Consider the following 24,405-nt stretch of genomic DNA (forward strand, 5'->3'; position numbering starts at 1 on the left):
CCATGTGGGATCCGCCGAGCCCGGGAGCGTCATGACCGAGACCCACGTCGTCGCCAATCAGCCGCCGCCCCTGCTGGGCCGCAACCTCTTCGACGACAACGCCCCGCTGCGCGAGGCCGCCTCGCGGGCCGGCGCCGGCTGGATCGAGGCCGAGGCCCGCGAGCTCGGGGCCGTCCTCGGATCGGCCGAGGCGGCCCGGTGGGCCGAGGAGGCGCACCGGTACCCGCCCGTGCTGCGCACCCACGACCGGTACGGCGAGCGGATCGACGAGGTCGACTTCCACCCGTCCTGGCACCGGTTCATGGGCCTCGCCGTCGAGCACGGCGCGCACGCGATGCCATGGGAGGCGGCGAAACCGGGCGCGCACGCCGCGCGGGCGGTCCTCATGTCGCTGCTCGCCCAGGTGGAACCGGGCCACTGCTGCCCGGTGTCGATGACGTACGCGGCCGTCCCGGCGCTGCGCGCGGAGCCCGCGCTCGCCGCCGAGTGGGAGCCCCGGATCACCTCGCGCGCCTACGACTTCGGACTGCGGCCGGCCGCCGGCAAGGCCGGCGTCCTCGTCGGCATGGCGATGACCGAGAAGCAGGGCGGCTCCGACGTCCGCGCCAACACCACCGCCGCGACCCCGACGGCGGACGGCATGTACGCGCTGCGCGGCCACAAGTGGTTCTGCTCCGCGCCGATGAACGACGCGTTCCTGGTCCTCGCGCAGGCCCCCGGCGGCCTCACCTGCTTCCTCCTCCCCCGCGTCCTCCCCGACGGCACCCGCAACGCGATCCGCCTGCAGCGCTTGAAGGACAAGCTCGGGAACCGCTCGAACGCCTCCGCCGAGATCGAGCTCCACGACGCCCTCGCCCACCGCGTCGGCGACGAGGGCCGCGGCGTCCCGGTCATCATCGAGATGGTCAACCACACCCGCCTCGACTGCGTCATCGCCACCGCCGCCGGGATGCGCCAGTCCGCCGCCGAGGCGATCTGGCATGCGGCGCACCGCAGCGCGTTCGGCAGGCGGCTGATCGACCAGCCGCTCATGACCCAGGTCCTCGCCGACCTCAGCGTCGAGTCCGAGGCCGCCACCGCCGTCATGATGCGGCTGGCCTCCGCGTACGACACCCCGGCCGAGGCGCCGTTCCGCCGCCTCGCCACCGCGGTCGCCAAGTACTGGGTCTGCAAGCGCGGGCCCGCCCACGCCGCCGAGGCCCTCGAATGCCTGGGCGGCAACGGGTACGTCGAGGAGGCGCCGCTCGCCCGCCGCTACCGCGAGCAGCCGCTCCTGTCCGTCTGGGAGGGCTCGGGCAACGTCATCGCCCTCGACGTGCTGCGCGCGTTGCGGACCGCCCCCGAGACCGCCGAGGCCTTCCTCGCCGAGATCGCGGCCGCGGCCGCGGCGGACGCCCGCCTCGCCGCGCACGTGGACGGCCTCAAGCGCACCCTCGCCGCCGGCGTCGACCAGTCCGGCGCCCGCCGCCTCACCGAGGACCTCGGCCTCGCCCTCCAGGCGTCCCTGCTGATCCGCCACTCCCCCGGCGAGGTCGCCGACGCGTTCTGCGCGTCGCGCCTCGGCGGTGAGCGCGGCCTGAACTTCGGCGCGACACCGGTGAAGGACGCCGAGGCGATCGTCGCCCGGCACCTGCCCGCCGACTGAACGGGGGCCGGCGGACGGCGTCCCCGCTCTCTCCCCATTTCGTGCCAAGCAGGCCGCCAATACCGCACCACCGGCAACTCTGGACCGCAACCGCATTGCCCTGTCCCGAAATCGTCCCCTACGGTAGGTGAACAAGCCTTATCTTTCGGAGTGGTGACCACCGGCGGGCCGTCAGTGTCCATCGGTCTGCATACGGAACGGGAATGACTGTGGACAACGACAACCCCTTCGCCGACATCCGCGGCCCCGAGGACGCTCGCGCCGCCCTGGCCGACTGGAAGGAGCGCGCCGAGCAGCGCGCCGCCGACGCCATCGCCGCCTCCGAGGCCGTCCAGGAGCTCACCGCGGTCGGCATGGACGCCAACGGCGCGGTCGCCGTCAAGCTCAACTCCTCCGGCGCGGTCATCGGCGTCCAGTTCGCCCCCGAACTCCAGCGCATGCAGCTGCGCCACGCCGAGCGCCAGTTCATGGAGGCCTACGGCAACGCCGGCAAGGTCCTCCTCAAGCAGGCCCGCGACGCCGTCGAGGCCCGCCTCGACCCCGGCTCCCCCACCGCCAGGGCCCTGGTGGACAGCATCAAGATGCGCTTCCCCGAACCGGAGCCGGAGGAGCGGCCGTGAGCGACCGGTTCGAGGTCGTCACCGACGACCTGCGCGGCCACGCCGCCAACATCGACGCCGTGCGGGCGCGGTTCGACGCCGTCCTCAGCGCCATCGACACGATCGCGCAGGACGGCGAGGCCTACGGGATCATCTGCCAGTTCCTGCCGCCGATCCTCTCCGGCCGGCAGGACGAGCAGAAGGAGCTGACGACGCTGGCCCAGGAGAACCTCGAGCTCCTGGCGGAGGCCGTGCGCTCCACCGCGGACGACTACGACGCCGCCGACCAGGCCGTCGCCGCCGACTACCAGTCCATCCAAGCGGCGATCTGAGCTCCGGAGGCACCCCTTGAACGACCTCGTCGCCACCGAGAGCTCGGTCCCCCAGCCCGGCGCCGCCTTCGCGGGAGCCGGGATCGTCGAGTCCTATGCGGGCCTGGCGATGGCGATCGACTCCGGTTCCTGGATCGACGCCTCGGTCGCCGGCCTCGGCGTCGCCTTGGAGACCGTCGGCGCCGTCCTCGACCCCATCGGCACCCTCGCCTCGGCGGGCGTCGGCTGGCTCATCGAGCACGTCCAGCCGCTGAAAGAGGCCCTGGACATGCTCGCCGGGAACCCCACCCTCGTCGAGGCCCACGCGATGACCTGGGACAACGTGGCGAACGAGTGCTTCGCGATGTCCGCCGACATGGCCGCCGCCATCGCCGACGTCCAGTCCTGGACCGGCGGGGCCGCGGACGCCTACCGGGGCATGGCCGACGCCAACGCCGATGTCATCGCCTGCGTCGGGGGCACCGCGCTCTCGCTCGGCACGGCCACCCGCGGCGCGGGGCAACTGGTCTCGATGGTCCGCGAGTTCGTGCGCGAGTTCGTCGCCGAGTGCATCGGCTCCCTGATCGCCTGGGCCGCGGAGGTCGCCTTCACCGTCGGCATCGGCGCCGCCTGGGTCATCCCCAAGGCCGTCATCAAGATCACCGAATGGGTCGGCAAGGTCTTCGGCTGGATCACCGGCCTCATCGACTCCATCACCGCCCTCCGCGACCTCCTCTTCGGGTGACCACCATGCGCCGACTCCTCCGCCAGGCCGTCCTCGTCCCGATCGTGCTCGGACTCCTCGGACTCCACGCCCGCCGTCCTCGCGGCGGCGACGTCGACGTCGACACCTCCCGGCCGCGCACCGACACGGACACGGATACCGACACCGACACGACCCGAGTCCGCAGCCCGCTGCCCGGGCGCAGCCACAGCTCCGACGCCGCCGAGACGCGCACCCGGGCGTCCGCCGCGCGGCCGAAGCAGCCGGGCCCGCCCGACAAGCACCCGCACCGGCGCAAGCGCAAGCTCGAGGACGGCACCGTCCTGGAGATCCCGAAGCGGGGCACGCCCGAGCGCCCGAAGAACACCCCCGAGTACACCTCCGGGTTCACCAAGGACCTCGACCCGCCGACCCAGAACGAGGACGGCTCGTGGACCATCAACCTGCGCAAGCACGAGGACTGGGACCAGGCCGACTTCGACGCGAAGGCGAACCATCTCAAGGAGCTCGGCGAGAACGGCGAGCTGACGAAGAAGACCGGTGACGGCGACGAGCGCGGCAGCACGGTCGACCAGTGGCGCCGCGACAAGGAGTACGAGATCCTCCACACCTCCGAGAACCAGGCGGAGGTCGACCAGCGGATCCGGGACCTGGACCGGCAGCAGATCGACCACGCGCACGAACTCCAACTCGGCGGCAAGGACCAGCAGGCGAACATGTGGGGCATCGAGTCGGTGACCAACCACGGCATGGGCGGGCAGATCAACTCGCAGCTCCTCCAGGTTCCGGCCGGAGCGAAGGTCAAGATCAACATCGTAGAGTGAACCGGCGAGCCGCGAACCCGTGAAGGAGCCGCACCATGAACCACCGCGACGCGATGGCGCGCAAGATCGCGCTGCTGCGCTCGACCGGGGCGGTCGAGGAGCTCGAGCGCCGCTGGGAGGATGCCGACGAGGACCCGCCGTACGCGACCTACGCGGTCCTCGAGATCGCCGACGGCGCCGAGCCGGCCCGGGCCTGGCCCGGCGGCCTGGACGAGTTCTACCGGCTGACCGCGGCCGCGAGCTTCGGCGGGGTCGACGTCCGCCCCGAGGACCAGGTGGCCCCGCAGCGGGCGGTCGACGCGGCCGGCGAGCCGATCGACGACCGGCCCTGGCTGCGGATCGGCGACATCGGCTACGAGGACGCCCTGCTCATGGACGAGGCCTCGGGCGAGGTGATCGTCTACACCGACTCCTACGTCAAGTACGGCTGGGTCTCGCCGGTGGTCCTCACCTGCGCCGACGTCCCCGAGTTCATCGACACCGTCGCGATCGGGCCGCGCCACAAGGAGATCCGCGGGCCCCTCGACCGCCAGCGCGAGCCCTGGTGGGAGACCGACCCCTGGATCGCGTACATGGCCGAGGCCGGGTTGACCGAGGGCGGGGAGGAGCGGTGACGGACCGCGAGGAGTACCTGCGGGCGTGGGAGCCCGACAACGTCGTGCGGTTCCCGCGGGAGCAGTGGATGCGGGAGTTCGCGGCCCCGGCGGCCGCCTACCCCGACGTGGACTTCCTGCCCGTCGACATGTCGGCGGTCTACACCGCCTACCTGACCGGGCGCTTCGAGCTGTACGCGAGCCTGAACCTCGGCGACGACGGGCCGCGGCTCCGCGTGGTCGGCGGCGTCCCCTCCGACCGCGACGGCATGCTGTTCTGCCTCGACACCGCGACCGGGCGCGTCCTGCTCCTGGGCGTCGCCGAGGGGACGCTCGAACTCGTCAACTCCACGTTCAAGGCGCTGACGGAGTTCCTGTACCACTTCGCCCTGTTCGTCGACGCCGACTCCGGTGCCGCCGGGCGTCCCGCGCGCGCCAAGGCGCTTCGCGCCACGCTGACCGCGATCGACCCGCGGGCGCTCGCCGACCGGGAGTCGTGGTGGTCGATCGCGTTGATGCAGCTCGAGGGCGGTCTGCGATGAGGGCCGTGCGATGAGGTTTCCGCGGGACGCGTGGATCGCGGCGGGGATGGACCCCTCGTCGCTCCCCGACGAGCTCGACGTCCCCGAGCACGTCCCGGGCCTGTTCACCGCCGAGCTCCCCGACGGGCTGGCGGTGTTCGACCGGATCCGGATCAGCGCCGAGGGCACCGATCTCGACATCCGCTTCATCGTGCTGGGCGCGGTCGGGCCGCAGTCCGCCCTCCTGTACGTGCTCGACCCGGCAACCGGGGAGGTCCTGCAGTTCGACCCGGACCGCACGGCCGTGCGCGGGGTCAACGCCAACTACCGGTGGTTCGTCGAGTTCCTGCGCAGGATCGGCGCGGCCGTCGAGGCCGCGGGCGCCGCGGACGCGGGCGCGGTGATGAACCGGGGGATGCGGTTCACGCTCCATGCGGTCGACCCCCGGGCCTTCGAGGCCGACGCGTGGTGGCCCAAGGTCTTCAGCACGCTCGGCGGCTGAGCCCGCCCTACCGGGCCGCCGCGGCGGCCTTCCGCTCGAGGTTCGCGGCGGTGCGGGCGGTGATGTCGTTGCAGGCTTCGCAGACCGTGTCGGGGATGACGCCGGCCCGCATCAGGAGGGCGAAGGCCTTGCAGCCGAGGCAGAAGGCGAATACGGACTCGAGGGTGGCGGCGAGGGCGAGGGCGGCGAGGACGAGCCAGCCGGCGAGGTCGGCGTCGACGACCAGGAGGAGCAGGGCCGAGGTCGCGGAGAAGGCCACGCCGATGCCCTGGGCGAAGCGCTTGGGCGGGCCGGGGACCATCCTGGGGGCGGCCGGGAGCCGCGGGACGACGACGCGGGTGACGACCTGGCCGAGGACCGAGAGGCTCGGGCCGGTCAGGACGCGGGCGATGAAGCCGAGGGCGATGATCACGACCAGCCATTCGGCCTGGAAGACCAGGGCGGCGAGGCTCATGAGGACGACGCCGGCGGCGACGAGGCGGGCGGCGACCTCGTTGACCGGGTTGGGGAAGCTGAAGAGCTGGCGCATCGGGCGGATCACTCCATGGTGCTGGTGCGGGTGAGCGACCAGTAAAGTCTACTTCTCCGCTAGGACTGGGCCAAGTGATGTCCGCGATCCGGGACGCCGGGCGCCCACCGGGGCCGGGTCGGGGAGGCGTTTCGGGCGCGGCTTGACGAGGCTGCCGAGGAGCACGCCGCCGACGACCAGGACGCCGCCGAGCATCTCGGGCACCGTGACGGTCTCGCCGAGGAGGAACCAGGCCGCGGTCATGCCCGTCACTGGCACGAGCATCGAGAACGGCGCCACGACCCCCGCGGGGTGCTTCGACATGAGCCAGGTCCAGAGCCCCGAGCCGAGGATCGTGCCGATGACGACCGTGTAGAGCAGGCCGAGGACCGCGCCGAGGGCGCCGGGACCAGTGAAGTCGGTGAGCGAGTCGGTGATGCGCGCGGGGCCTTCGACGACGAGGGCCAGCGCGAGCATGGGCAGCGGCGGGACGGTCGACATCCACAGCGTCAGGTGGAGCGGGTTCGCGGCGCGGGCCTGGCGGTTGCAGACGTTGCCGATGGCCCAGCCGAGGGCGCCGGCGAGGGTGAGCAGGAACGGGAGGACGCTGGCGTGCTCGGCGCGCTGCCAGCCGACGACGGCGAGGCCGCCGACGGCGACGAGGATGCCGAGGAGCTGGGGGCCGGTGACGCGTTCGCGCAGGAAGGTGGCGCCGAGGAGCATCGTGAACGGCCCGGAGGCCTGGAGGACGAGGGAGGCGAGCCCGGCGGGCATCCCGGCGGCCATGCCCCAGTAGAGGAAGAGGAACTGGAGGGTGCCGAAGCCGAGGCCGTAGCCGATGAGCCAGCGCAGGGGCACGTCGGGCCGCTTGACGAGGAGCATCGTGGGGATCGCGATGAGGGCGAAGCGGAGCGCGACGAGGAACATGGGCGGGAAGTGCTGGAGGGAGGCGTCGATGGCGATGAAGTTGAGGCCCCACATGACGGCGACGGCCATGGCGAGGAGTACGTGGCGAGCAGGCATGGGTCAATGATCGGCGCCGCGACTGTCAAGCGCAAATGAAAAATACTTAAGTGTCTGTGTAGCATCGCTTCATGGATGTGCGTCACCTGGAGCTGCTCCGCGAACTGGCCCTGCGGGGCAGCGTCACCGATGTGGCGCGCGCCTCGCACCGGACGCCGTCGGCGGTCTCGCAGCAGTTGAAGGCCGCCCAGCGCGAGTTCGGGATGGTGCTGGTCGAGCCGTCGGGGCGGGGGCTGCGGCTGACGGACGCGGGCCGGGTGCTGGCGGAGGGCGGGGCGGAGGTCGCGGCGGCGCTGGAGCGGGTGCGGGCCCGGTGGGACTCGTTCCGCAGGGAGCCGTCGGGGACGGTGAGCGTGGCGGTGCTGCCGAGCGCCGGGACGTTCCTGCTGCCGGGGGTGATGCGGGAGCTGGAGGGCAGCGCGATCGAGCTGCGGTGCAGCGACTTCGACCTCGCGGAGGTGGAGTTCGCGGCGCTGGCGGCGGACAACGACGTGGTGGTCGAGCACAGCTTCGCCGGGGTGCGCCCGGCGGGGACGGCCGGGCTGGTGGCGGTGCCGCTGGCCCGGGAGCCGCTGGACGTGGCGATGGCCGCGGACCACCCGCTCGCGGCCCGGGCGTCGGTACGCGCGGCGGACCTGGCCGACTGCGAGTGGATCGGCGTGCCGAAGGGCTACCCGTTCGACCACGTGCTGGGCTCGATCGAGCGGACGGCCGGAGTCCCGCTGCGGGTGTCGCAGCGCATCCGCGACAACCGCCTGGTGGAGTCGCTGGTGGCGGCCAGCCGCCGGGTGGCGGTCCTGCCGCGGTTCACGACGCCGACGGGCGCGGGGCTGGTGCTGCGGGAGGTGGAGGACGTGCCGACGCGGCGGCACGTCACGGCGATCCTGCGCGCCGACCGGGCCGAGCGCCTGGCGGTGGGCCGGGTGCTGGAGGCGTTCCGGTCCGCGGCCGCGGCGGTGGAGGAGCGCCACCGCCGGGTCTAGCGGTCGTCCTCGCGCGGGTTCTCGGGCATCATGGTCTCGACCAGGCTGTCCTGCAGCAGGTTCAGCCAGGAGTAGACGATGACGGTGGGGACGCGGTCGTCGTCGGGCGGCAGCTCGTAGAGCGCCTCGGCGTCGCCTTCCTGGAGGATGCCGAGGCGGACGGCGACGGCGAGGCGGAGGTCGTTGAGGGCGCCGAGCCAGTGCCGGCAGTCCTCGGCGTCGAGGCTGAGGACGCCGCCGCCGGGGCCGAGGGCGTCGACGTCGGCGATGAGCGCCCGGGCGTCGTTGCGCTTGCGGGTGCGCAGGTCGTTCTCGGTGAAGCGGCGGAACTCGGCGGAGTGCTCGCGGGCGTCGTCGGCGTCGCCGTCGTAGGCGTCGGGGAAGAGCCGGGCGAGGACGGGGTCGGCGGGCGGCTCGCTGGGGCCGGGCTCGAAGATCGCGGCGATGGGGTCCTCGACGTGCTCGCCGCGGGTGGCGAGCAGGTCCACGAGCTGGTCGGCGAGGCCGCGCAGCAGGGTCGCCTCGGTGGGGCCGAGGCGGATCGCGGCGCCGCCGGGGAACGGTTCGAAGCCCTCCATCAGCCCTGCCTCATGGTGGCCCACAGGCCGTAGCCGTGCATGGCGTGGACGTCGCGCTCCATCTCCTCGCGGCTGCCGCTGGAGACGACCGCGCGGCCCTTGTTGTGGACGTCGAGCATGAGCCGCTCGGCCATGGCGTCGGTGTACCCGAAGTAGGTGCGGAAGACGTACGACACGTAGCTCATGAGGTTGACCGGGTCGTTGTGCACGACGGTCGTCCACGGCGCGTCGGGCGAGGCGGCCGCGCCGGTCTCGGCGTGGGCCGTCTCGGCCGGGGCGCCGGCGCCCCCGAGCCGCGGCAGGATGATCACTCCCCAATGCTGCCATCGGGACGCCGCGGGCGCCGGGCGGGTCGGCCGGGGGTGACCGGCGGGGCGGACTGTACCGACCCCCGGCGGCACGATGCGCACCGCCTAGGATTCGGGGTCGTCCCCGAGGAGGTCGCGGTGGTCGCACTCGTCATGGCGCTCGCCAGCTCGCTCGCGTACGGCGCCGCCGACTTCCTCGGCGGCCTGGGCGCGCGCAAGGCGCACGTGCTGCGGACCGTGATGGTCGCCGCGCCGGCGAGCCTGCTCGTGGAAGTCCTGCTGTGGCCGTTCCTCGGGGCCTCGTTCGCCCCGGCGACCCTCGCGTGGGGCGCCGCCTCGGGCGCGGCCTCGGCGGCGGCGTTCCTGCTGCTGTACCGGACGCTCGCGATCGGCCCGATGAACGTGCTCTCGCCGGTGACGGCGCTGGTGTCGGCGATGCTGCCGGTCGCGGTGGGGCTGCTCCAGGGCGAGCGGCTCGGCGCGGCCGGACTGGTCGGCCTGCCGCTGGCGCTCGCCGCGGTCGTGCTCGTCAGCGCGGGGCCGGGCGTGCGGGGCGCGCGCCCGTCGGGGCGGGCGCTGCTGCTCGCGTTCGGCGCCGGTGCGGCCATCGCCCTGCAGCTGGTGTGCCTGCACCAGGCCCCGGACGACAGCGGCGTGGGTCCGCTGCTGGTCGGCCGGGCGACGGCGTCGGCGCTGACGCTCGCCGCCGCCGCGATGCTCCACAGGCGACTCGGTCCCGAGCGGCCCGCGTACGCGATGTCGGCGGCCGCCGGGGCGCTCGACTCGATCGCGAACCTGCTGTTCCTCCTCGCCGCCCGCGGGGGCGAGCTCGGGGTCGTCGCGGTCATCGTGGCCCTCTACCCGGCCGGGACGGTGCTCCTGGCCCGCAGGGTCCTCGGGGAGCGGTTGCAGCGCAGCCAACTCGCGGGACTCGGCGCCGCGGCCGCCGCCGTGGCGCTGCTCGCGCTGGCGTGAACGGGGCCCGCGGCGGTTGAGCCCGCCCGCACCGGGTACCGCGTACACATGCGAGGTTCGAATGCGCTCAGGATCGTATGCTGGCACGTCGACGGCTCGTGGATGGAGTCCTTCGTCCAGGGGCGGCACGTGTACCTGCTCCCGAAGGAGCAGGACGGCGGCCCCTTCGGGCTGGGCCGGGCCGGCATGCCCTGGCCCCGCCATGTCGTCGACGTGCCCGCGGAGGCGTTGCGGGACACCGAGGTCGACGTGGTGGTCCTGCAGCGGCCCGAGGAGCTCGCGCTCGCTGAGCGGTGGCTGGGCCGCAAGCCCGGCCGCGACGTGCCCGCGGTCTACGTCGAGCACGGCGCCCCGCCCGGGCGCGCCGCGACCAGCCGCCACGCCCTCGCCGACCGCGACGACATCCCCGTCGTCCACACCAGCGACTTCAACCGCCTCATGTGGGACTGCGGCCTCGCGCCCGCGACCGCCGTCGACCTCGGCGTCGCCGACCCGGGCCCGCGGTTCACCGGCGAGCTGCCGCACGCCGTCGCCGTCGTCGACGCGCCGTTCGGCCGCGACGCCGGCACCGACCTCCTCGAAGCGCTCCGCGCCGCCGCCCCCATCGACCTGTTCGGCTCCGGCGCGGAGGAGATCCGCTCCTGGCCCGACGGGCGCGGGCACGCCCTCACCGGCAACCCCCCGATCCCTCTGGAGGAGCTGCACACCGCGATGGCGCGCCGCCGCGCCTACGTCCACCCCTCCCGCTGGACCTCCCCCGGCGCGCCGCTCGTCGAGGCGATGCTGCTGGGGCTCCCGGTCGTCGCCGTCGCCACCGCGGCCGCCGCGACCCTCCCGCCCGCGATCGGCGCGGTCTCCTGCGACCTCGGCGCCCTCGCCGCGCGCCTGGCGGCCCTGACGGCCGACCGCGACCTCGCGGCCGAGGCCGGCGCCGCCGCCCGCGCCCACGCCCTCGCCCACCACGGGCTCGACGACTTCCTCAACCGCTGGGACGTGCTGTTGGAGCGCGCCGTGACCTAGGAGGACACATGACGGACCAGTCAGCGACAGCAGACCCCGAGACGGCCGACGGGACCGTCCTCGCGCTCCGGGCGCTCGGCATCGGCGACCTGATGACCGCGGTGCCGGCACTGCGGGCGCTGCGGAGGGCGCTGCCGGGCAGGCGGATCGTGCTCGCCGCGCCCGAGCGGCTGCGGCCCCTCGCCGACCTCGTCGAAGCCGTCGACGTCCTGCACCCCACCGCGGGCGTCGGCGGGCTCGACTGGCACGGCGAGGCCCCCGAGCTCGCCGTCAACCTCCACGGCGAAGGACCCCGCAGCGCCTACGACCTGCTCGGCACCGGCCCCGGCGAGCTCATCACCCACCAGCACCCCGACCTCCCCGGCGTCGCCGGGCCGCCCTGGCGCCCCGAACTCCACGAGATCGACCGCTGGTGCCGCCTCCTCGAAGCACGCGGCCTCGACGCCGACCCGACCGACCTGCTCCTGGCCCCGCCCCCGCGGCCCACCCCGCACGCGGGCACCGTGGTCGTCCACCCCGGCGCGCGGGAGTCCGCGAACCGCTGGCCCGCCGACCGGTTCGCCCACGTCGCGCAGGCCCTCCAGGACGACGGCCAGGAGATCACGATCACCGGCGACCACGACGAGATCGCGCTCGCGCGGTCCGTCGCCACGGCCGCGGGCATCGCGCCGTGGCGGGTCATGGCCGGGCGCACGAACCTTGAGGAGCTCGCGGCGATCGTCGCCTCCGCCAGGCTGGTCCTGTGCGGCGACACCGGGGTCGCGCACCTCGCGACCGCGTTCGGCACGCCGTCGGTGGTCCTGTTCGGGCCGATGCCGCCGACGCTGTGGGGACCGCCGCCGTGGCGCCGCCGCCACCGGGCGCTGTGGGCCGGGCGGCGCGGCGACCCGCACGGCGACAGGCCCGACCCCGGGCTGCTGGAACTGGCATGGGAGGACGTCCTGGAGCGGTCGCGCGAGACCCTCGCGGTCGCCGAGCGCCGGCTCCGGTAGCGGCTCCGGGCGGGCCCCGCAGGGGTCCGCCCGTGCCGCGGGCGCGAAGAAGGCCGCCGGTCCGAATCCCCCCTGGCGCCGGACCGGCGGCCTCTGTCCCCTCGTGCAAGCCCTTCTGCAGTACGGCTACCCGTGCCCCCGCGGACTATGCACGATCTACGGATTTTTCTGGAACGCCTGCGCCGCAGCCTGTTCGGCGTGGAACCGGAAGCGGTCGGCGATCGGGGTGCGGACGCGCGCGAGCCCGTCCTCGCGCTCCTGGAGCTCCCACAGGCCCATCGTCAGGCGGTGCGCCTCGCGGGGCTCCTGCGAGTGTCGGTACGTCCACTCGTACATGTCGAACAGCGGCCACCACGTGTACCCGACGACGTCGGTGCCGGCGGCCCGCAGCTCGTGCAGGGCCGCCACCGAGGCGTCGAGCCAGGCGAGGCGGGCCTCCACGGTGCCGGTCACGCAGGTCTCGGTGAGCATCACCGGGGCGCCGTACCGCTCGGCCGCGCCGCGCAGCAGCTCGGCGAGGCCGGCGACGCCGTCGTCGCGCACCGGCCGCGGGTCGGGGAACCCGCCGGTGTGGAACACGCCCGCCTCGAAGACCTCCGTGGAGTGCAGCGGGTAGTAGTTGACGCCGACCACGTCGGGGCGCACCGGCGCCTCGGCGAACCACGCGAAGTCCGCGTCGCCCCAGCCGTTCCCGCGCAGGAAGGGCGCCAGCGGGTGGGCGTCGCCGACCCGGCCGGTCACCAGGTCCTCGACGAGGAAGACCTGCTCCCGCAGCCGGGCCGCGTGCTCGCGGTGCTCGGGCGCGTCGGTGTCGCCGGTGAAGCGCATCCCCGCGTCCACGTGCACGAACACGGCGCCGTCGAGGACGTCGGCGATCGCGCGCTGGGCGAGCACGAAGCCGCGCCCGAGCTGGCCGACCATGGTGCTCAGGCCCGCGGTGCCCGACAGGTACGGCGGCCAGTAGGCGTACTCCCCCGAGAACAGCGCGTGGATCATCGGCTCGTTCACCGGCGTGTAGTCGGTGACGCCGAGGTGCGCGTAGCGCTCGGCGACCGCGGCGGCGTACTCGGCGACGTGCTTGGGGTAGTCGGGGTGCGCGAACTGCCCCTCCATCCACAGCGGGGTCCCGTAGTGCATGAGGTCCACGACCGGGCGCAGGCCCAGCTCCGCGAAGCGGTCCATGACCCGGTCGAGCCAGCTCCAGTCCCAGCTCCCCCGCGCGGGCTCGATCCGGTGCCAGGGGACGCCCCAGCGCACCAGCTCGGCCCCCGCGCCCGAGGCGAGCGCGAGGTCCCCGTGCCACCGGTCGTAGTGCTCGGTGAGCGCGTACTCGTCGATCGCGCGCTCGCCGGGCCGCGACTGCGGCACGAAGGTGTCCTCGACGCCGACCGCGAAGTGGAGCCTGCCGTCGCGGTGCCATGGGTGGGAGGTCATTTGAGTCCTGTCGTTGCGATGTTCTCGATGAAGCGGCGCTGGATGAGGAGGAACGCGATGACGAGCGGCAGGATCGCGATGAGCGAGCCGGCCATCATCACGCCGTGGGGGACGATGCCGCTGGGTCCGGTGAGGAGCGTCAGGCCGGAGGTGATGGTGCCCATGTCCGCGTCGGTGGTGAACACCAGCGGCCACAGCAGGTCGTTCCAGTTGTTGACGAAGGTGAAGAGCCCCAAGGTGAGCAGGGCCGGGACGGCGTTGGGGAGCACGACCGACCGGAACACCCGGAACTCGGAGGCGCCGTCGATGCGGGCGGCCGCGTCGACGTCGCGCGGGAGCGACAGGAAGAACTGGCGCAGGAAGAAGATCCCGAAGGCGTCGGCGGCGCGGGGCGCGATGAGCCCGGCGTAGGTGTTGACCCAGCCGAGGTCGGCGACGAGCTGGTACAGCGGGATGAGCGTGGCCTGGAACGGGATCATCAGCGTCGCGATGATCGCGACGAGCAGGACCTTGCGCCCGGCAAAGTCGATGCGCGCCAGCGCGTACGCGGCGAGGGAGTCGAAGACGAGCGCGAAGGCGGTGACGCCGCCGGCGAACAGGAAGCTGTTGCCGACCAGGCGGGCGAACGGCAGCTCGGAGGTCACCTCCTTGACGTTGTCGAGGGTCCAGGCGTCGGGCAGGAGGCTCGGCGGGTAGGCGTTGACCTCGGCGGCGGGCTTGAACGCGGTGAAGACGATGATCGCGATGGGCAGCAGCACGACCGCACTGACGACGACGAGGGCGATCACCGCGAGGACGGTGCCGGGCTTGACGTCGCGCAGCCGGGTCCGGTGGGTGAGGGCGCTCATGAGGACAGGTCCTTTTCCTTGCGGCCGAAGAACAGGAATTGCACGAGGCTGAGGATCAGGGTCGCGGCGAGGAGCACGTACGACAGCGCCGAGGCGAACCCGATGTCGAGCTTGCGGAAGCCGGACTCGTAGATCTCCATGACGAGGGTCTGGGTGTGGCCGTAGGGGCCGCCGCCGGTCATGACGTAGATCTGGTCGAAGGCCTGGAGGGCGGCGATCATCGCGAAGATCAGCACGAACGCCATGGTGTTGGACAGCATGGGGAGCGTGACGTTCTTGAAGCGCGACCACGGGCCGGCGCCGTCCATGCGGGCCGCCTCGTAGAGCGAGGTCGGGATGTCCTGGAGGCCGGCCAGGAAGATCACGAAGTAGAACCCGAAGAGCTTCCAGACGGCGACGAGGACGACGGCGGGCATCGCCAGCGTCGGGTCCTCCAGGACGTTGCCGAGCTGGATGCCGAGGCCGCGGAGCCAGTAGTTGAGGAGCCCGACCTGCGGGTCGATGAGGTAGCTCCAGGCGAAGGCGGCCACGGCGAAGGAGACCACGAACGGCACGAACAGCGCGGTCCGGAAGAAGGACCGGAACGGCATGCGCGGGCTGTTGAGCAGCAGCGCCAGCGCGAGGGCCGAGACGACGGCGGTGGGCGTGAACAGGACGGTGTACCAGAGGGTGTTCACGACGGCGTCGCGGACGTCGGGGTCGGTGAAGACCGTGACGTAGTTCTCCAGGCCGATGAACTCCTCGCGGCCGAACCCGCTGGCGTCCATGAAGGACAGGCGGAGGGCGGAGAGCATGGGCCAGAGGACGAACAGGCCGATGATGATGAGCGCGGGCGCGAGGAACGCCCAGGCGCGGGCGTTGCGGCCCGCGGGGCTGCCGGTGGCGCGGCGGCGGCCGCCGAGCGGCGCCGGCGGCCGGTACCGGCGGGCGGTCGGGTTCGGTGCGGTCATGACTTCCTCTGCAAGTCGGTGGGCGGCGGAACGGCGGGGGCGGCGGAGGCGCCTGCGGGCGCCTCCGCCGGTCCGCTATTCGTCGAGCGCTTCCTGGACCTTGGTCTGCGCCTCGGCGAGGAGGGCGTCGACGTCGCCGCCCGCGACCGCCTGCTGGGTGAGCTCGTCGACCGCGCTGAGCACGTCGGTGGTGTTGACGACGCCCGGCAGGAGCGGCTGCCCGGTGCCCGCGATCTCGGTGAGCGAGGCGACGACCGGGTTCTCGGCGACGGCGTCGGCCGGGATGTCGGTGCGCAGCGGCGGCCAGCCGGAGCCCAGCGACCACGCCACGGCGTTCTCGTCGTTCAGGAAGAAGGAGAAGAACTCCTCGGCCGCTTCCTGCTCGGCGCGGGAGGTGTCCACGGTGACGGCCATGGAGACGCCGATCGCGGAGGCGGCCTGCGCGGCCGGGCCGGCCGGGAGCGGGGCGATGCCGTAGTCGATCGAGTTCTCGGTGGCGATGGAGGCCATCCAGGGGCCGCCGACGGTCATCGCGGCCTTGCCGCCGCTGAAGAGCTCGTCCGCGCCGACGCCGTCGACGCCGGTGGGCGAGATCTGGTCGCCGACGATGGCGTCGCTCCAGAAGCGGAGGGTCTCGGCGTTCTCGGGCGAGTCGATGACGGCCTCGCCGCCTTCGGCGATGCCGCCGCCGTTGCCGTAGAACAGGGACGGCCACAGGCCGTTGGCGACGGTGGCGTGGTCGGGCAGGACCACGCCGTACTGCTCGGGGGTGCCGTCGCCGTCCTCGTCAACGGTGAGCTGCTGGGAGACGGCGACCCACTCGTCCCAGGTCTGCGGGAACGCGGTGACGCCGGCGGCGTCGAAGAGCGCCTGGTTGTAGTAGACGGCGAGCGGCACGAAGCCGGTGGGCACGCCGTACTCGGTGTCGTCGACGGTCACCATCTCGACCGCGCCGGGGTTGAGGTTCGCGGTGTTGCTCTCGGCGTCGGCGTAGAAGTCGTCGAGTTCGGCGAACGCGCCCTTGTCGGCGTAGACGGGGAGGCGCTCGGCGGGCATGGCGACGATGTCGGGGCCCTCGCCGGCGGACAGGGCCGTCAGGAGGGTGTCGTCGATGCTGGCCCAGGTCTTGAGTTCGGTCGTGATCTCGACGTCGTCGTGGGCGGCGTTGAACTCGTCCACGATGCCCTGGAGGACGTCGCCGTCGGCCTCGGTGTAGCCGTGCCAGAAGGTGAGCTCGACGGGGCCGCCGCCGTCGCCGCCGCCGGAGCAGCCGGTGGCGGTGATGGCGAGCGCCGCGCCGACGGCCCCCGCGAGGATTCGCTTGCGTGTCATTTCGGAGTTCCCTCTCAAAGCGAGACTGCGCTGTCTGCGCGTGGTGCAACGCCGAGTCCGAAACCTTCGTTCTACAACGTTGTAACTTCTGGATCGTAGGGACGTCGTCCGCCCGCTGTCAACGCCCCGCGCCGCTCGATCGCAGTTCTTTCCCGTTTCGTGATCAAGGCGGGCACCAGCGGATACGCCAGACCGGACGAAACCGCCGCGGACAATCTACAACGTTGTAAAGCGGAGGTTCGGACGAGTCGGGACACTACCTCGCGGACCTCACGCGGGCGGGGCCGACTCGCGCTCGACGACGGTGAAGTCCGCCGCGCGGGTCCGGGGCCCGGCCTCGCCGCCGCCGCGGCCGATGCGCGACAGGAGCGTCTCGACGGCGGTGCGCGCGATCCACTCCCGCCCGGGGTCCACGGTGGTCAGCGACGGGATGGCGTAGGCGGCCTCGTCGAGGTCGTCGAAGCCGAGGACGGCGACGTCCTGGGGCACGCGCAGGCCCGCCTCCTGGAGGACCCGCATCGCGCCCAGCGCGAGGGTGTCGTTGAAGCCGAAGACCGCGTCGAAGTCCGCGCCGCGGTCGAGCAGGTCGTGCATGGCGTGCGCGCCGTCCGCGCGGTGCCACAGAGTGGCCCGTGCGACCAGCCGCTCGTCGTAGGGGATGCCGTGGGCGGCGAGGGCCTCGCGGTAGCCGCGCAGGCGGAGCCGGGCCGAGCCCATGACCTCGGCCTCGTTCTCGCCGATGACGGCGATCCGCCGGCGCCCCGAGGCGATCAGGTACTCGGTGGCCGCGCGGGCGGCCTCGACGTTCCGCATGGTGACGTGGTCGCACGGCCAGTCGAAGGTCCGCTCGCCGAGCATGACCACCGGCAGCGGCCCGCCGAGCGCCGCGGCGTCCTCCTCGCCCAGGCCCAGCGGGCTGAGGATGAGCCCGTCGGTGCGGTTGAGGCGGGGGCTCTGGAGCAGCGCCAGCTCGCGGTCGCGGTCGCCGCCGGTCTGCTCGACGAGCGTCACCAGCCCGGCCTCCTCGGCCGCGGCGATGACGAAGCTGGCAAGTTCGGCGAAGTAGCTCAGGTTGAGCTCGGGGACGGCCAGCGCGATCGTGTCGGTGCGGCCCGAGCGCAGGCTGCGGGCGCTGAGGTTGGGCTGGTAGCCGAGCTCGGCGATGGCGCGCTCGACCTTCTCGCGGGTCGCGGGGCGGATGTGGGGATACCCGTTGATGACGTTCGAGACGGTCTTGAACGACACGCCGGCCAGTTCCGCGACGTCGCGCAGGGTCACCGCCATGGCACCTCCTAGTCGGCCGGTCGGTCGGCCACGATTCTACAACGATGCAAATTCGGGGAACCGCAGATGGACGGCGGTGGCGTCGTCATGGCGTTTGGCCCGCGGGCGCTCGTCGCGGTCGCCGTGCCCGCGGACGAGGTTGAGGGCCGCGTCGATCCCGCGGTCGAACGCGAGGGCGGCGAGTTCGGTCCACGAGTGCCCGTAGCGGTCCACGAGGCGGGTCAGGCCGTCGGTGCACAGCAGCAGGTCGGCGGTGTCGGCGAGCGGCAGGGCGCCGGTGCGCGCCATCGCGGCGGCGGCGGGGTCGGTGGAGGCGACCCAGAAGCCGCCCTCGCGGTTGCGCACGCGGGCGACGTGCTCGACGGGCCAGCGCCGCACGCCCGCCACGTCGACGGCGGGGACGCCGGGGAGGGCGGCGAGGCGCCCGTCGGTCTCGACGCCGACGCCGCCGTCCCGGTCGCGCCGCACGATCGCGCAGTCGCCGAGGACGAGCCATTCGAGGTCGGCCCGCCAGCGGACCATCGCGACCGTGGCGCCGGGCGAGACCGGGTTCGCGAGGTCGCAGGTGGCGCAGTGGCGGGCGTTGACGGCCGCGATCGCGTCGGCGAGGACCGCGGCGAGGCCGTGCGGCCCCCCGATGCGGTCCGCCGCGGCCGCCCCGAGTGCGGCCGCGTACCAGGGGACGTCGTGGACGCAGCCGTCGTCTGGGTAGCGGGTGATGCCGTCGAGGACGAGGGCCCAGTGGTCGCCGACGAGGTGCAGGTCCTCGTTCGGCGCCGCCGAGCCCGGGCGCGTCCGCGCCTCCCACCCGACCGCCCTCGCCTCGACCATGGCGCCAGCCTACGGGAGGCCGGCACCCCGGCTCCTCAGCGGCGGCGGGAGGCCCCGAGGACCGGTTCGAGTTCGCGCTGGGGGCGCTGGTCGACGGGTTCGGGCGCGGCCGGCGGGGGTGAACAGACAGCGCTCTCCCGTTAAATCTCGATAACGAAAGCGTTGCCGGTTGATTGAGAGTTCAAGCACTTTTTACCGGGCGCGGCGACGAAAGCAACCGCAAGTCCACAAGTGAGTTAGTACTGGCGTCCGAATCGCCTGGTCCCGGGCTTTCCGCCGCGGCGGGCGCCTTTGACTGCCCTCGTTGACTTCAGGGCCCGGGGGTCCCATACTTCCGAAAAGACTGCATAATATTGGCTTGCCAAGCATCCGAGCCCCAGCCTCGCCAGGAGCACCGTTGACCGACGCCCCCTTCAGAGAACGCTCTCTGACCAGCGCCTGCGGCAATGTGACGGTGACCGTCGCGGCCGGCGCCGCCCCCCGCATCGACCTCGCCGCCGGCGCCGAGCGCATGTACACCCGCGACCTCGCCGAGCTCGTCACCGCCACCGCCCGCGAGGCCGCCCACGCGGCCATGGAGGACGCCCTCGAGGAGGGCTCCGGCCCCGACATCGGCGACGCCATCGGGGAACTGGAGGCATTCCGCGACGGCATCCGCGAACGCGGCTTCGCCGCCGTCATCGCCGAGCGCGCCGCCGCCCTCGACGACGAAGCGACCGAGGCCGACCGCAGGCCCTCGCTGCCGGAGCGGCCGTTCGGCGGCCAGGGCCTCTCCCTCGATCCGGCGGGACTCGCCGCTCTCGATGCGGCACTGGACATGTGGAAGCGCTTCCAGGCGACGCCGCCGGGCACCGGCAGAGGCGAGGAGCCCGGCCCGGTCGGGCGCGCCAAGAGCGAGTCCCGACTGGTCACCGTGGAGTCGACCCTCGAGTTCCCCGTGGCCGAAGTGATCCTCTCCAAGCGGGCCTTGGAGATCGGGGCCAAGGCGCTGTCGGCGGAGCTCACCGAGACCGCCGCCGCGGCCGTCGCCGACCTCGACGCCAAGCAGTCCGCGTACCTCACCGGGCTCGGACTCCCCGTCGGACCCGACGAGGCCAAGGCCGCCGTCGGCGAGGCGGAGACCGTCGCGAAGGACGGCGTCGGCCTCGTCACCGACCTCCGCCACCAGCAGGACCGCATCGCCGGCATGTTCAAGCAGGGAGGGCACTTTGCCTGAGATCGAACCCCAGGTCCTCCGCGACCTCTCCGACGGCATCGTCGCCGACGTCGCGCCCAAGATGGAGGAGGCGATGCCGATCATCCCCGAGATCCGCGAGCTCGACCAGATGCTCATGGTCTCGGTCCACCCCACGCTGGCCTCGGCCCACATCCTCGCCAGCGGCTACATGATCGAGATGATCCAGGGCGCCGCCGAGTGCTTCAACGCCCTCAACACCGCCCTCGCGGAGACCGCCCAGTCCTGGGAGGACTCCGACACCGCGGCCGCCGACAGCTTCAAGTGACCCTCCGACCGGCGACCGCCGCCCACCGATAAGGAACTCCCCCATGGCATACCAGGCACCCGACCCCGAGCAGTTCGCCGGGGCCGCGTCGGCGTACGGCTACATGGCGCCGCTCGCGGCCGTCAACATCACGCTGCCCGCCTACGTCTTCGGCGGGCCCTGCATCCAGCTCTCGCGGATCATCTACCTCAACCAGTGCAACCCCGGCGACATCCTCACCGGCGCCGCGCAGTGGCTCCAGATGGCCCAGAAGTTCGACGAGGCGCGGGAGGCGTTCCAGGCCCGGCTCGACGGCCTCGCCGCCGACGCGTGGTCCGGCGAGGACCGCGACGCCTTCGACGCCAAGGCCGAGAAGATCGTCAACCAGCTCCAGGCGATCCACGCGTTCGCCATGCACCTGGGCATCTCGATGTTCGCCATCGGGCTCATGCTCTGCGTGATGATCCCGATCATGCTCGTCATGGCGACCGTCCTCATGGCACTGGCGGTGACCACCCTCATCGTGCAGCAGTTCGTCCCGGCCGGGCCGATCATGGCGCTGTCGTGGCGGGCCACCGCGATGACGTTCGGGACCACCTCGCTGGCGGCGCTCAAGGTCATGGACGAGGCGTGCAGCATGGCCGCGAAGGTCCTCGCGGGGTTCATCGCGGCGAACATGACGCTGACGTGGATCAACATGGCCGCCAACGGGAACATCATCAGCCCCGCGTCCACGATCGGCTCCACCGGCTACAGCTTCCTCCAGGGCCTCGCCCAGCTCGCGGTCGTCAAGCTCATGGCCCCGGGCCGCGGCGCGACCGGCGGAATGCTCAGCAAGATCTCCACCGGCGCCAACGGCGCGCTCATGAAGGCCGGGCCCGGCCTCATCGGCGGCGTCGGCGCGCAGGGGATCTACAACATCGGCAACAACGCCGCGGGCGACGACGCCCCGAACAAGATGACCGACGCCGGCGTCGACGTCGGCGCCTACGACTTCATCCCGGACACCTTCGGGGACAAGGCGAGGGCCGGGGACGAGGCGCCCAGCTGGCGCCCCGACGGGTCCAAGCCGGAGCCCGAGGAAGAGGGCGCCGAAGGCGAGGCGGCCGCCTGATCCCGGTGGGCCGCAGGCTCGCGCGCGTCAGTATGGTGGACGCGCTGAACTAAATACGAAGTATTCATACCCTTTCGGACGATCGCGGCACGCACCGGCACCACGCCGCGACTGGCACAGATCGGCGACCCCATGGCATCACGACAGATCGACCCCGAGGCGATCCAGGAGTACAAGACCCTGATCCAGGAGCAGTTGGACCACCTCGACGAGATCATCCCCCAGCTCAAGAAGGGACAGGTCCTCGGACGGCTCCCCGCCTTCGGCCAGCTCGACGCCTCGGCCACCGCGCGGACCAACTACGAGACCTTCCACTCGACCACCTGGGACAACCTCCAGAACCTCCGCGTCTCGCTGAGCGGCATGATGGAGACCCTCCAGTCCTCGTCGGACAACGCGGAGGAGACCGACGAGGCGGCCGCGTCCGAGATGGCCGACTACGAGTCCGAGCTGGGCGGGTAGCGCGGTGCGCAGGACGAGCGGCACCGCCGCACTCGCCCTCGCGGCCCTGGCGCTCACCGGGTGCTCGGGAACCGATCCGGGGGCGGACGGACCCGAGGCGCCCGCCGGCTCGTACGCCGTCATGGGCGACTGGCTCGGCTGCGAGGTCTTCGGGGACTTCGCCGGCCTCCAGGCGCAGCTCGGGGCCGTCGCCGTCGACGGCGAGCTCCAGAGCACGCCGATCGGCGAGGGCATCGACGCCGAGTCCGCCGGGTGCGCGGGCCTGTTCGACCTCGCCACGTTCGAGGACGTCCAGGGCACCTTCGAGTACTCGGCGACCGGCGACGCGGCCGTCCGGGGCGGCCTGGCCCCCTGGAACGACGAGGCCGAGGCCGAGGCGAACTTCGCCGACCGGATCGCCCAGCGCCGCGAGAACGCCGCGGGCATCGCCTACACCGGCGAGACCGAGGGCGAGCTCGGCGGGGACTGGGACGAGAGCCTCTACATCGCCGCCGACACCGACAACCGCTTCTACGTCGACGCCTACGGGCGCAAGGGCGACTGGATCGTCTACCTGTCCGTCGACGTCCTGCACGACCCCGGCGCCGGCGCCTACGAGTCGGCGCCCGAGTTCTACCCGGACTCCAGCGCCGAGGAGATGGCCGTGTACCCGTTCACGAACGAATCGCTCGTCGCCTGGATCGCCGGCGAGCACCTCACCCAGATCCAGAACGACATCCTCCAGCGAGCCGAGAGCGAGGCGGGCCAGTGACCGAAGCAGCCGAGATCGAGAAGGAAGACTACGGCAAGATCGAGGAGGGGCAGTCGTCCTCGCAGTTCACCGTGGCGCAGAACAGCCTGCTCGTCAAGCCCTCGTGCGAGACCGGCGACTGCACCTGCAAGGTCGAGGAGCCCGCCGAGGCCGCCTGGGTCAAGCTCATGTCGGCCGTGCCGCAGGCGTCGCAGATCAACAGCCTGCGCGCCGCCCGCGAGGGCACGATGATGCTCCCCGAGGGCCAGACCATCCAGAGCATGGTCAAGTCGATCCGGCCCCAGCCCGAGGCCGACTACGCCATCGACACCATCCGCGACGCCTGGTCGGACTTCTACGAGTCGTTCCGGATCGTCGGCCCCAAGCTCGAGCAGGGCCTCACCGCGCTGTCGTCGACCTGGAAGGGCGACGACTTCGACGCGTTCGAGGAGCAGGCCGAGACGGTCATCAAGAACTGCAAGACGATCCTCAACGACATCGGCGGCGAGAGCGGCACGGACGGGGTCGTCAAGATCCTCGACACCAAGCAGTCGGAGATCTTCGAGCAGCAGGGCGGCACCGCGTGCGTCTACCCCGCGCCGAAGTTCTACATGGAGGGCACCAGCTGCGGCTCGCACCGCATCCACATCCGCCCGCCGTTCTTCCGCAACTGCGAGATCCGCGCCAACGACGAGACCAAGGCCGCCCTGGAGCTGGCCGGGTTCGACCCGCAGATCGTGGACGAGGTCAGCGAGGGCCGCCAGCAGACGTACGACATGTGGAACGAGTACGTCACCGCCAACCCCGACTACGAGGAGGGCGGCCTCAAGGGGCAGGCCCTCGCCGAGTCGAAGGCCGAGGAGTACGCGAGCCAGCGCCTGGACACGCTGGGCACGCAGGGCTCCAGCCAGCTGGAGGAGGAGGCCGCGCGGGTCAACGAGGAGGTGACCGAGCGGCACAGCAACGTCGAGGCCCAGGTCACCGACATCGAGCCCGAGGCGAAGCCGGGCGAGCAGACCACGTTCAACGACGGCCCCGACGTCGACATCCCGACCCCGGAGGGGCTCGACACCGGCGGCGGGGGCGGCATGCCCGAGGTCGACGGCTCCGGCCTCGACGGCATGTCGGGCCCGGACAACCTGACGAAGCTGAGCGACACGCCCGGCGGGCTCAACGGCTCCGGCGGCGGCCTCGACTCGGCCGGCGGGCTCAACGGCACCGGCAACCCGCCCGGGGACTACTCGAGCGCCAACGGCCTCAACGGACTCGACGACGAGAACCCGTTCAGCGCCAGCCAGGACCCGGACAACCTGAGCACCGGCGGGTTCGGCAGCACGGGCGCCCCGCCCGGGGGGATCGACGGCAGCGGCGGCCTCAGCCCGTACAACTCCCCCGAGTCCCCCGACCTCGACGGCGTCAGCGGCGGTCTGGCCGGCGGGGGCAGCGGGCTCGGCGGCGGCGGTCTGGGCGGCGCGACGCCCGGGAGCCTCGGCGGCGGTGGCGGCCTCTCGGGCGGCGGCCTGGGCGGCGGCGGCCTCGGCGGCGGCACCAACCTGGTCCCCAGCAACCTGCGCCCGCCCTCGACGGTGGGCGGCGGCGGCCTGAAGCCCGGGTCGACCACGGGCAAGACGCCGGGCAAGATCCCCGGCTACACCTCGATCCGCAACGCGGGCCCCGGGGCGGTCAAGCCCGGCGGCACCGGCGGTCGCGGGCTCACCGGCACCGGCGGCGGCAAGCCCGGCGGGTACGGCGGCGGCTCGGGCCTGCGCGGGGGCGGCAGCGTCCCCGGCGGGGCCGGGAGCGGCTCGGGCCTGCGCGGCGGCACCGCGGGCG

27 protein-coding genes and 1 pseudogene are annotated in these 24,405 nt (G+C 72.7%); 18 read left to right on the plus strand and 10 right to left on the minus strand.

Annotated elements, in window-relative coordinates; genetic code table 11:
- Positions 1–31 precede the first annotated feature (31 nt).
- The 8 genes from ABD419_RS20020 (at position 32) to ABD419_RS20055 (ending at position 5,719) form a co-directional block, all read left to right on the plus strand.
- Positions 32–1,645, plus strand: coding sequence for an acyl-CoA dehydrogenase family protein (locus tag ABD419_RS20020; RefSeq protein WP_344490151.1), 1,614 nt, complete (start codon positions 32–34; stop codon positions 1,643–1,645).
- A gap of 203 nt (positions 1,646–1,848) precedes the next feature.
- The gene (locus ABD419_RS20025) at positions 1,849–2,265 is read left to right on the plus strand and encodes a hypothetical protein (protein WP_344490153.1); all 417 of its coding nucleotides are present in this window, start codon (positions 1,849–1,851) and stop codon (positions 2,263–2,265) included.
- On the plus strand, positions 2,262–2,576 hold the full coding sequence (locus ABD419_RS20030) for a type VII secretion target (protein WP_344490156.1): 315 nt from the start codon (positions 2,262–2,264) through the stop codon (positions 2,574–2,576). The genes ABD419_RS20025 and ABD419_RS20030 overlap by 4 nt, the downstream gene beginning before the upstream one ends.
- Before the next feature lie 16 nt (positions 2,577–2,592).
- Complete coding sequence (locus ABD419_RS20035; protein ID WP_344490158.1) at positions 2,593–3,300, plus strand: hypothetical protein; 708 nt, start codon at positions 2,593–2,595, stop codon at positions 3,298–3,300.
- A gap of 5 nt (positions 3,301–3,305) precedes the next feature.
- Positions 3,306–4,103, plus strand: coding sequence for a hypothetical protein (locus tag ABD419_RS20040; protein ID WP_344490160.1), 798 nt, complete (start codon positions 3,306–3,308; stop codon positions 4,101–4,103).
- A 35-nt stretch (positions 4,104–4,138) separates the two neighbouring features.
- Entirely contained in the window at positions 4,139–4,717 is a 579-nt protein-coding gene (locus ABD419_RS20045; protein WP_344490163.1) for a hypothetical protein, read from the plus strand.
- The gene (locus ABD419_RS20050) at positions 4,714–5,238 is read left to right on the plus strand and encodes an SUKH-4 family immunity protein (protein WP_344490166.1); all 525 of its coding nucleotides are present in this window, start codon (positions 4,714–4,716) and stop codon (positions 5,236–5,238) included. The genes ABD419_RS20045 and ABD419_RS20050 overlap by 4 nt, the downstream gene beginning before the upstream one ends.
- 10 nt (positions 5,239–5,248) lie before the next feature.
- On the plus strand, positions 5,249–5,719 hold the full coding sequence (locus ABD419_RS20055; protein ID WP_344490169.1) for an SUKH-4 family immunity protein: 471 nt from the start codon (positions 5,249–5,251) through the stop codon (positions 5,717–5,719).
- Positions 5,720–5,726: 7 nt separating this feature from the next.
- Here the strand turns inward: ABD419_RS20055 and ABD419_RS20060 are convergent, their stop codons facing one another.
- On the minus strand, positions 5,727–6,248 hold the full coding sequence (locus ABD419_RS20060; RefSeq protein WP_344490171.1) for a DUF4395 domain-containing protein: 522 nt from the start codon (positions 6,246–6,248) through the stop codon (positions 5,727–5,729).
- Between the two features lie 48 nt (positions 6,249–6,296).
- Positions 6,297–7,250 (minus strand): EamA family transporter, encoded by a 954-nt coding sequence (locus tag ABD419_RS20065; protein ID WP_344490174.1) that lies wholly within the window; start codon positions 7,248–7,250, stop codon positions 6,297–6,299.
- A gap of 71 nt (positions 7,251–7,321) precedes the next feature.
- On the opposite strand from ABD419_RS20065, the gene ABD419_RS20070 reads away from it, so the two are divergent.
- Complete coding sequence (locus ABD419_RS20070) at positions 7,322–8,233, plus strand: LysR family transcriptional regulator (protein WP_344490177.1); 912 nt, start codon at positions 7,322–7,324, stop codon at positions 8,231–8,233.
- Here the strand turns inward: ABD419_RS20070 and ABD419_RS20075 are convergent.
- Positions 8,230–8,811 (minus strand): DUF2017 domain-containing protein, encoded by a 582-nt coding sequence (locus tag ABD419_RS20075; RefSeq protein ID WP_344490180.1) that lies wholly within the window; start codon positions 8,809–8,811, stop codon positions 8,230–8,232. The genes ABD419_RS20070 and ABD419_RS20075 overlap by 4 nt on opposite strands.
- A complete protein-coding gene (clpS, locus tag ABD419_RS20080; RefSeq protein WP_344490233.1) occupies positions 8,811–9,116 on the minus strand; it encodes an ATP-dependent Clp protease adapter ClpS in 306 nt (101 codons plus the stop codon). Before clpS ends, ABD419_RS20075 begins: the two co-directional genes overlap by 1 nt.
- 141 nt (positions 9,117–9,257) lie before the next feature.
- Between clpS and ABD419_RS20085 the strand changes: the two genes are divergently transcribed.
- Genes ABD419_RS20085 through ABD419_RS20095 form a run of 3 tightly spaced genes read left to right on the plus strand, consistent with a single transcriptional unit; the run spans position 9,258 to position 12,106 of the window.
- Entirely contained in the window at positions 9,258–10,094 is an 837-nt protein-coding gene (locus ABD419_RS20085; RefSeq protein WP_344490183.1) for an EamA family transporter, read from the plus strand.
- Between the two features lie 48 nt (positions 10,095–10,142).
- The gene (locus ABD419_RS20090) at positions 10,143–11,114 is read left to right on the plus strand and encodes a glycosyltransferase family protein (protein WP_344490185.1); all 972 of its coding nucleotides are present in this window, start codon (positions 10,143–10,145) and stop codon (positions 11,112–11,114) included.
- Positions 11,115–11,122: 8 nt separating this feature from the next.
- Entirely contained in the window at positions 11,123–12,106 is a 984-nt protein-coding gene (locus ABD419_RS20095; RefSeq protein WP_344490188.1) for a glycosyltransferase family 9 protein, read from the plus strand.
- Positions 12,107–12,262: 156 nt separating this feature from the next.
- Here the strand turns inward: ABD419_RS20095 and ABD419_RS20100 are convergent, their stop codons facing one another.
- From ABD419_RS20100 to ABD419_RS20125, 6 genes are all read right to left on the minus strand, one after another.
- Complete coding sequence (locus ABD419_RS20100) at positions 12,263–13,540, minus strand: family 1 glycosylhydrolase (RefSeq protein WP_344490191.1); 1,278 nt, start codon at positions 13,538–13,540, stop codon at positions 12,263–12,265.
- Positions 13,537–14,388, minus strand: a complete 852-nt coding sequence (locus ABD419_RS20105; protein ID WP_344490194.1) for a carbohydrate ABC transporter permease — start codon at positions 14,386–14,388, stop codon at positions 13,537–13,539. The genes ABD419_RS20100 and ABD419_RS20105 overlap by 4 nt, the downstream gene beginning before the upstream one ends.
- A complete protein-coding gene (locus ABD419_RS20110; RefSeq protein WP_344490197.1) occupies positions 14,385–15,338 on the minus strand; it encodes a carbohydrate ABC transporter permease in 954 nt (317 codons plus the stop codon). The genes ABD419_RS20105 and ABD419_RS20110 overlap by 4 nt, the downstream gene beginning before the upstream one ends.
- 75 nt (positions 15,339–15,413) lie before the next feature.
- Complete coding sequence (locus ABD419_RS20115; RefSeq protein WP_344490200.1) at positions 15,414–16,670, minus strand: ABC transporter substrate-binding protein; 1,257 nt, start codon at positions 16,668–16,670, stop codon at positions 15,414–15,416.
- Positions 16,671–16,940: 270 nt separating this feature from the next.
- Positions 16,941–17,954: a LacI family DNA-binding transcriptional regulator gene (locus ABD419_RS20120; RefSeq protein WP_344490203.1), complete on the minus strand. Its 1,014-nt coding sequence runs from the start codon at positions 17,952–17,954 to the stop codon at positions 16,941–16,943.
- Positions 17,955–17,990: 36 nt separating this feature from the next.
- Positions 17,991–18,785: a hypothetical protein gene (locus ABD419_RS20125; protein ID WP_344490206.1), complete on the minus strand. Its 795-nt coding sequence runs from the start codon at positions 18,783–18,785 to the stop codon at positions 17,991–17,993.
- Between the two features lie 397 nt (positions 18,786–19,182).
- Between ABD419_RS20125 and ABD419_RS20130 the strand changes: the two genes are divergently transcribed.
- From ABD419_RS20130 to ABD419_RS20155, 6 genes and pseudogenes are all read left to right on the plus strand, one after another.
- On the plus strand, positions 19,183–20,001 hold the full coding sequence (locus ABD419_RS20130) for a hypothetical protein (protein ID WP_344490209.1): 819 nt from the start codon (positions 19,183–19,185) through the stop codon (positions 19,999–20,001).
- Positions 19,994–20,287, plus strand: coding sequence for a hypothetical protein (locus tag ABD419_RS20135; protein ID WP_344490212.1), 294 nt, complete (start codon positions 19,994–19,996; stop codon positions 20,285–20,287). Before ABD419_RS20130 ends, ABD419_RS20135 begins: the two co-directional genes overlap by 8 nt.
- Before the next feature lie 43 nt (positions 20,288–20,330).
- Entirely contained in the window at positions 20,331–21,380 is a 1,050-nt protein-coding gene (locus ABD419_RS20140) for a hypothetical protein (RefSeq protein WP_344490215.1), read from the plus strand.
- Positions 21,381–21,512: 132 nt separating this feature from the next.
- The gene (locus ABD419_RS20145) at positions 21,513–21,842 is read left to right on the plus strand and encodes a hypothetical protein (RefSeq protein WP_344490218.1); all 330 of its coding nucleotides are present in this window, start codon (positions 21,513–21,515) and stop codon (positions 21,840–21,842) included.
- A 4-nt stretch (positions 21,843–21,846) separates the two neighbouring features.
- Positions 21,847–22,593 carry a hypothetical protein gene (locus tag ABD419_RS20150; protein WP_344490221.1) on the plus strand — a complete coding sequence of 249 codons (747 nt, stop codon included), beginning with the start codon at positions 21,847–21,849 and terminating at the stop codon, positions 22,591–22,593.
- A pseudogene (locus tag ABD419_RS20155) lies at positions 22,590–24,405 on the plus strand (hypothetical protein); the annotation flags it as partial. The gene ABD419_RS20150 and the pseudogene ABD419_RS20155, both read left to right, overlap by 4 nt.

The organism is Glycomyces endophyticus, assembly GCF_039531525.1.
In the GTDB taxonomy this organism is placed as follows: Bacteria; Actinomycetota; Actinomycetes; order Mycobacteriales; family Micromonosporaceae; genus Glycomyces; species Glycomyces endophyticus.

Coding starts and splice junctions, on each gene's coding strand:
- ABD419_RS20045 (WP_344490163.1), top strand. CDS start 4,139: ATGAACCACCGCGACGCGATGGCGCGCAAGATCGCGCTGCTGCGCTCG.
- ABD419_RS20020 (WP_344490151.1), top strand. CDS start 32: ATGACCGAGACCCACGTCGTCGCCAATCAGCCGCCGCCCCTGCTGGGC.
- ABD419_RS20070 (WP_344490177.1), top strand. CDS start 7,322: ATGGATGTGCGTCACCTGGAGCTGCTCCGCGAACTGGCCCTGCGGGGC.
- ABD419_RS20095 (WP_344490188.1), top strand. CDS start 11,123: ATGACGGACCAGTCAGCGACAGCAGACCCCGAGACGGCCGACGGGACC.
- ABD419_RS20025 (WP_344490153.1), top strand. CDS start 1,849: ATGACTGTGGACAACGACAACCCCTTCGCCGACATCCGCGGCCCCGAG.
- ABD419_RS20140 (WP_344490215.1), top strand. CDS start 20,331: ATGGCATACCAGGCACCCGACCCCGAGCAGTTCGCCGGGGCCGCGTCG.
- ABD419_RS20125 (WP_344490206.1), bottom strand. CDS start 18,785: ATGGTCGAGGCGAGGGCGGTCGGGTGGGAGGCGCGGACGCGCCCGGGC.
- ABD419_RS20075 (WP_344490180.1), bottom strand. CDS start 8,811: ATGGAGGGCTTCGAACCGTTCCCCGGCGGCGCCGCGATCCGCCTCGGC.
- ABD419_RS20120 (WP_344490203.1), bottom strand. CDS start 17,954: ATGGCGGTGACCCTGCGCGACGTCGCGGAACTGGCCGGCGTGTCGTTC.
- ABD419_RS20055 (WP_344490169.1), top strand. CDS start 5,249: ATGAGGTTTCCGCGGGACGCGTGGATCGCGGCGGGGATGGACCCCTCG.
- ABD419_RS20100 (WP_344490191.1), bottom strand. CDS start 13,540: ATGACCTCCCACCCATGGCACCGCGACGGCAGGCTCCACTTCGCGGTC.
- ABD419_RS20145 (WP_344490218.1), top strand. CDS start 21,513: ATGGCATCACGACAGATCGACCCCGAGGCGATCCAGGAGTACAAGACC.
- ABD419_RS20110 (WP_344490197.1), bottom strand. CDS start 15,338: ATGACCGCACCGAACCCGACCGCCCGCCGGTACCGGCCGCCGGCGCCG.
- ABD419_RS20065 (WP_344490174.1), bottom strand. CDS start 7,250: ATGCCTGCTCGCCACGTACTCCTCGCCATGGCCGTCGCCGTCATGTGG.
- ABD419_RS20090 (WP_344490185.1), top strand. CDS start 10,143: ATGCGAGGTTCGAATGCGCTCAGGATCGTATGCTGGCACGTCGACGGC.
- ABD419_RS20040 (WP_344490160.1), top strand. CDS start 3,306: ATGCGCCGACTCCTCCGCCAGGCCGTCCTCGTCCCGATCGTGCTCGGA.
- ABD419_RS20115 (WP_344490200.1), bottom strand. CDS start 16,670: ATGACACGCAAGCGAATCCTCGCGGGGGCCGTCGGCGCGGCGCTCGCC.
- ABD419_RS20060 (WP_344490171.1), bottom strand. CDS start 6,248: ATGCGCCAGCTCTTCAGCTTCCCCAACCCGGTCAACGAGGTCGCCGCC.
- ABD419_RS20105 (WP_344490194.1), bottom strand. CDS start 14,388: ATGAGCGCCCTCACCCACCGGACCCGGCTGCGCGACGTCAAGCCCGGC.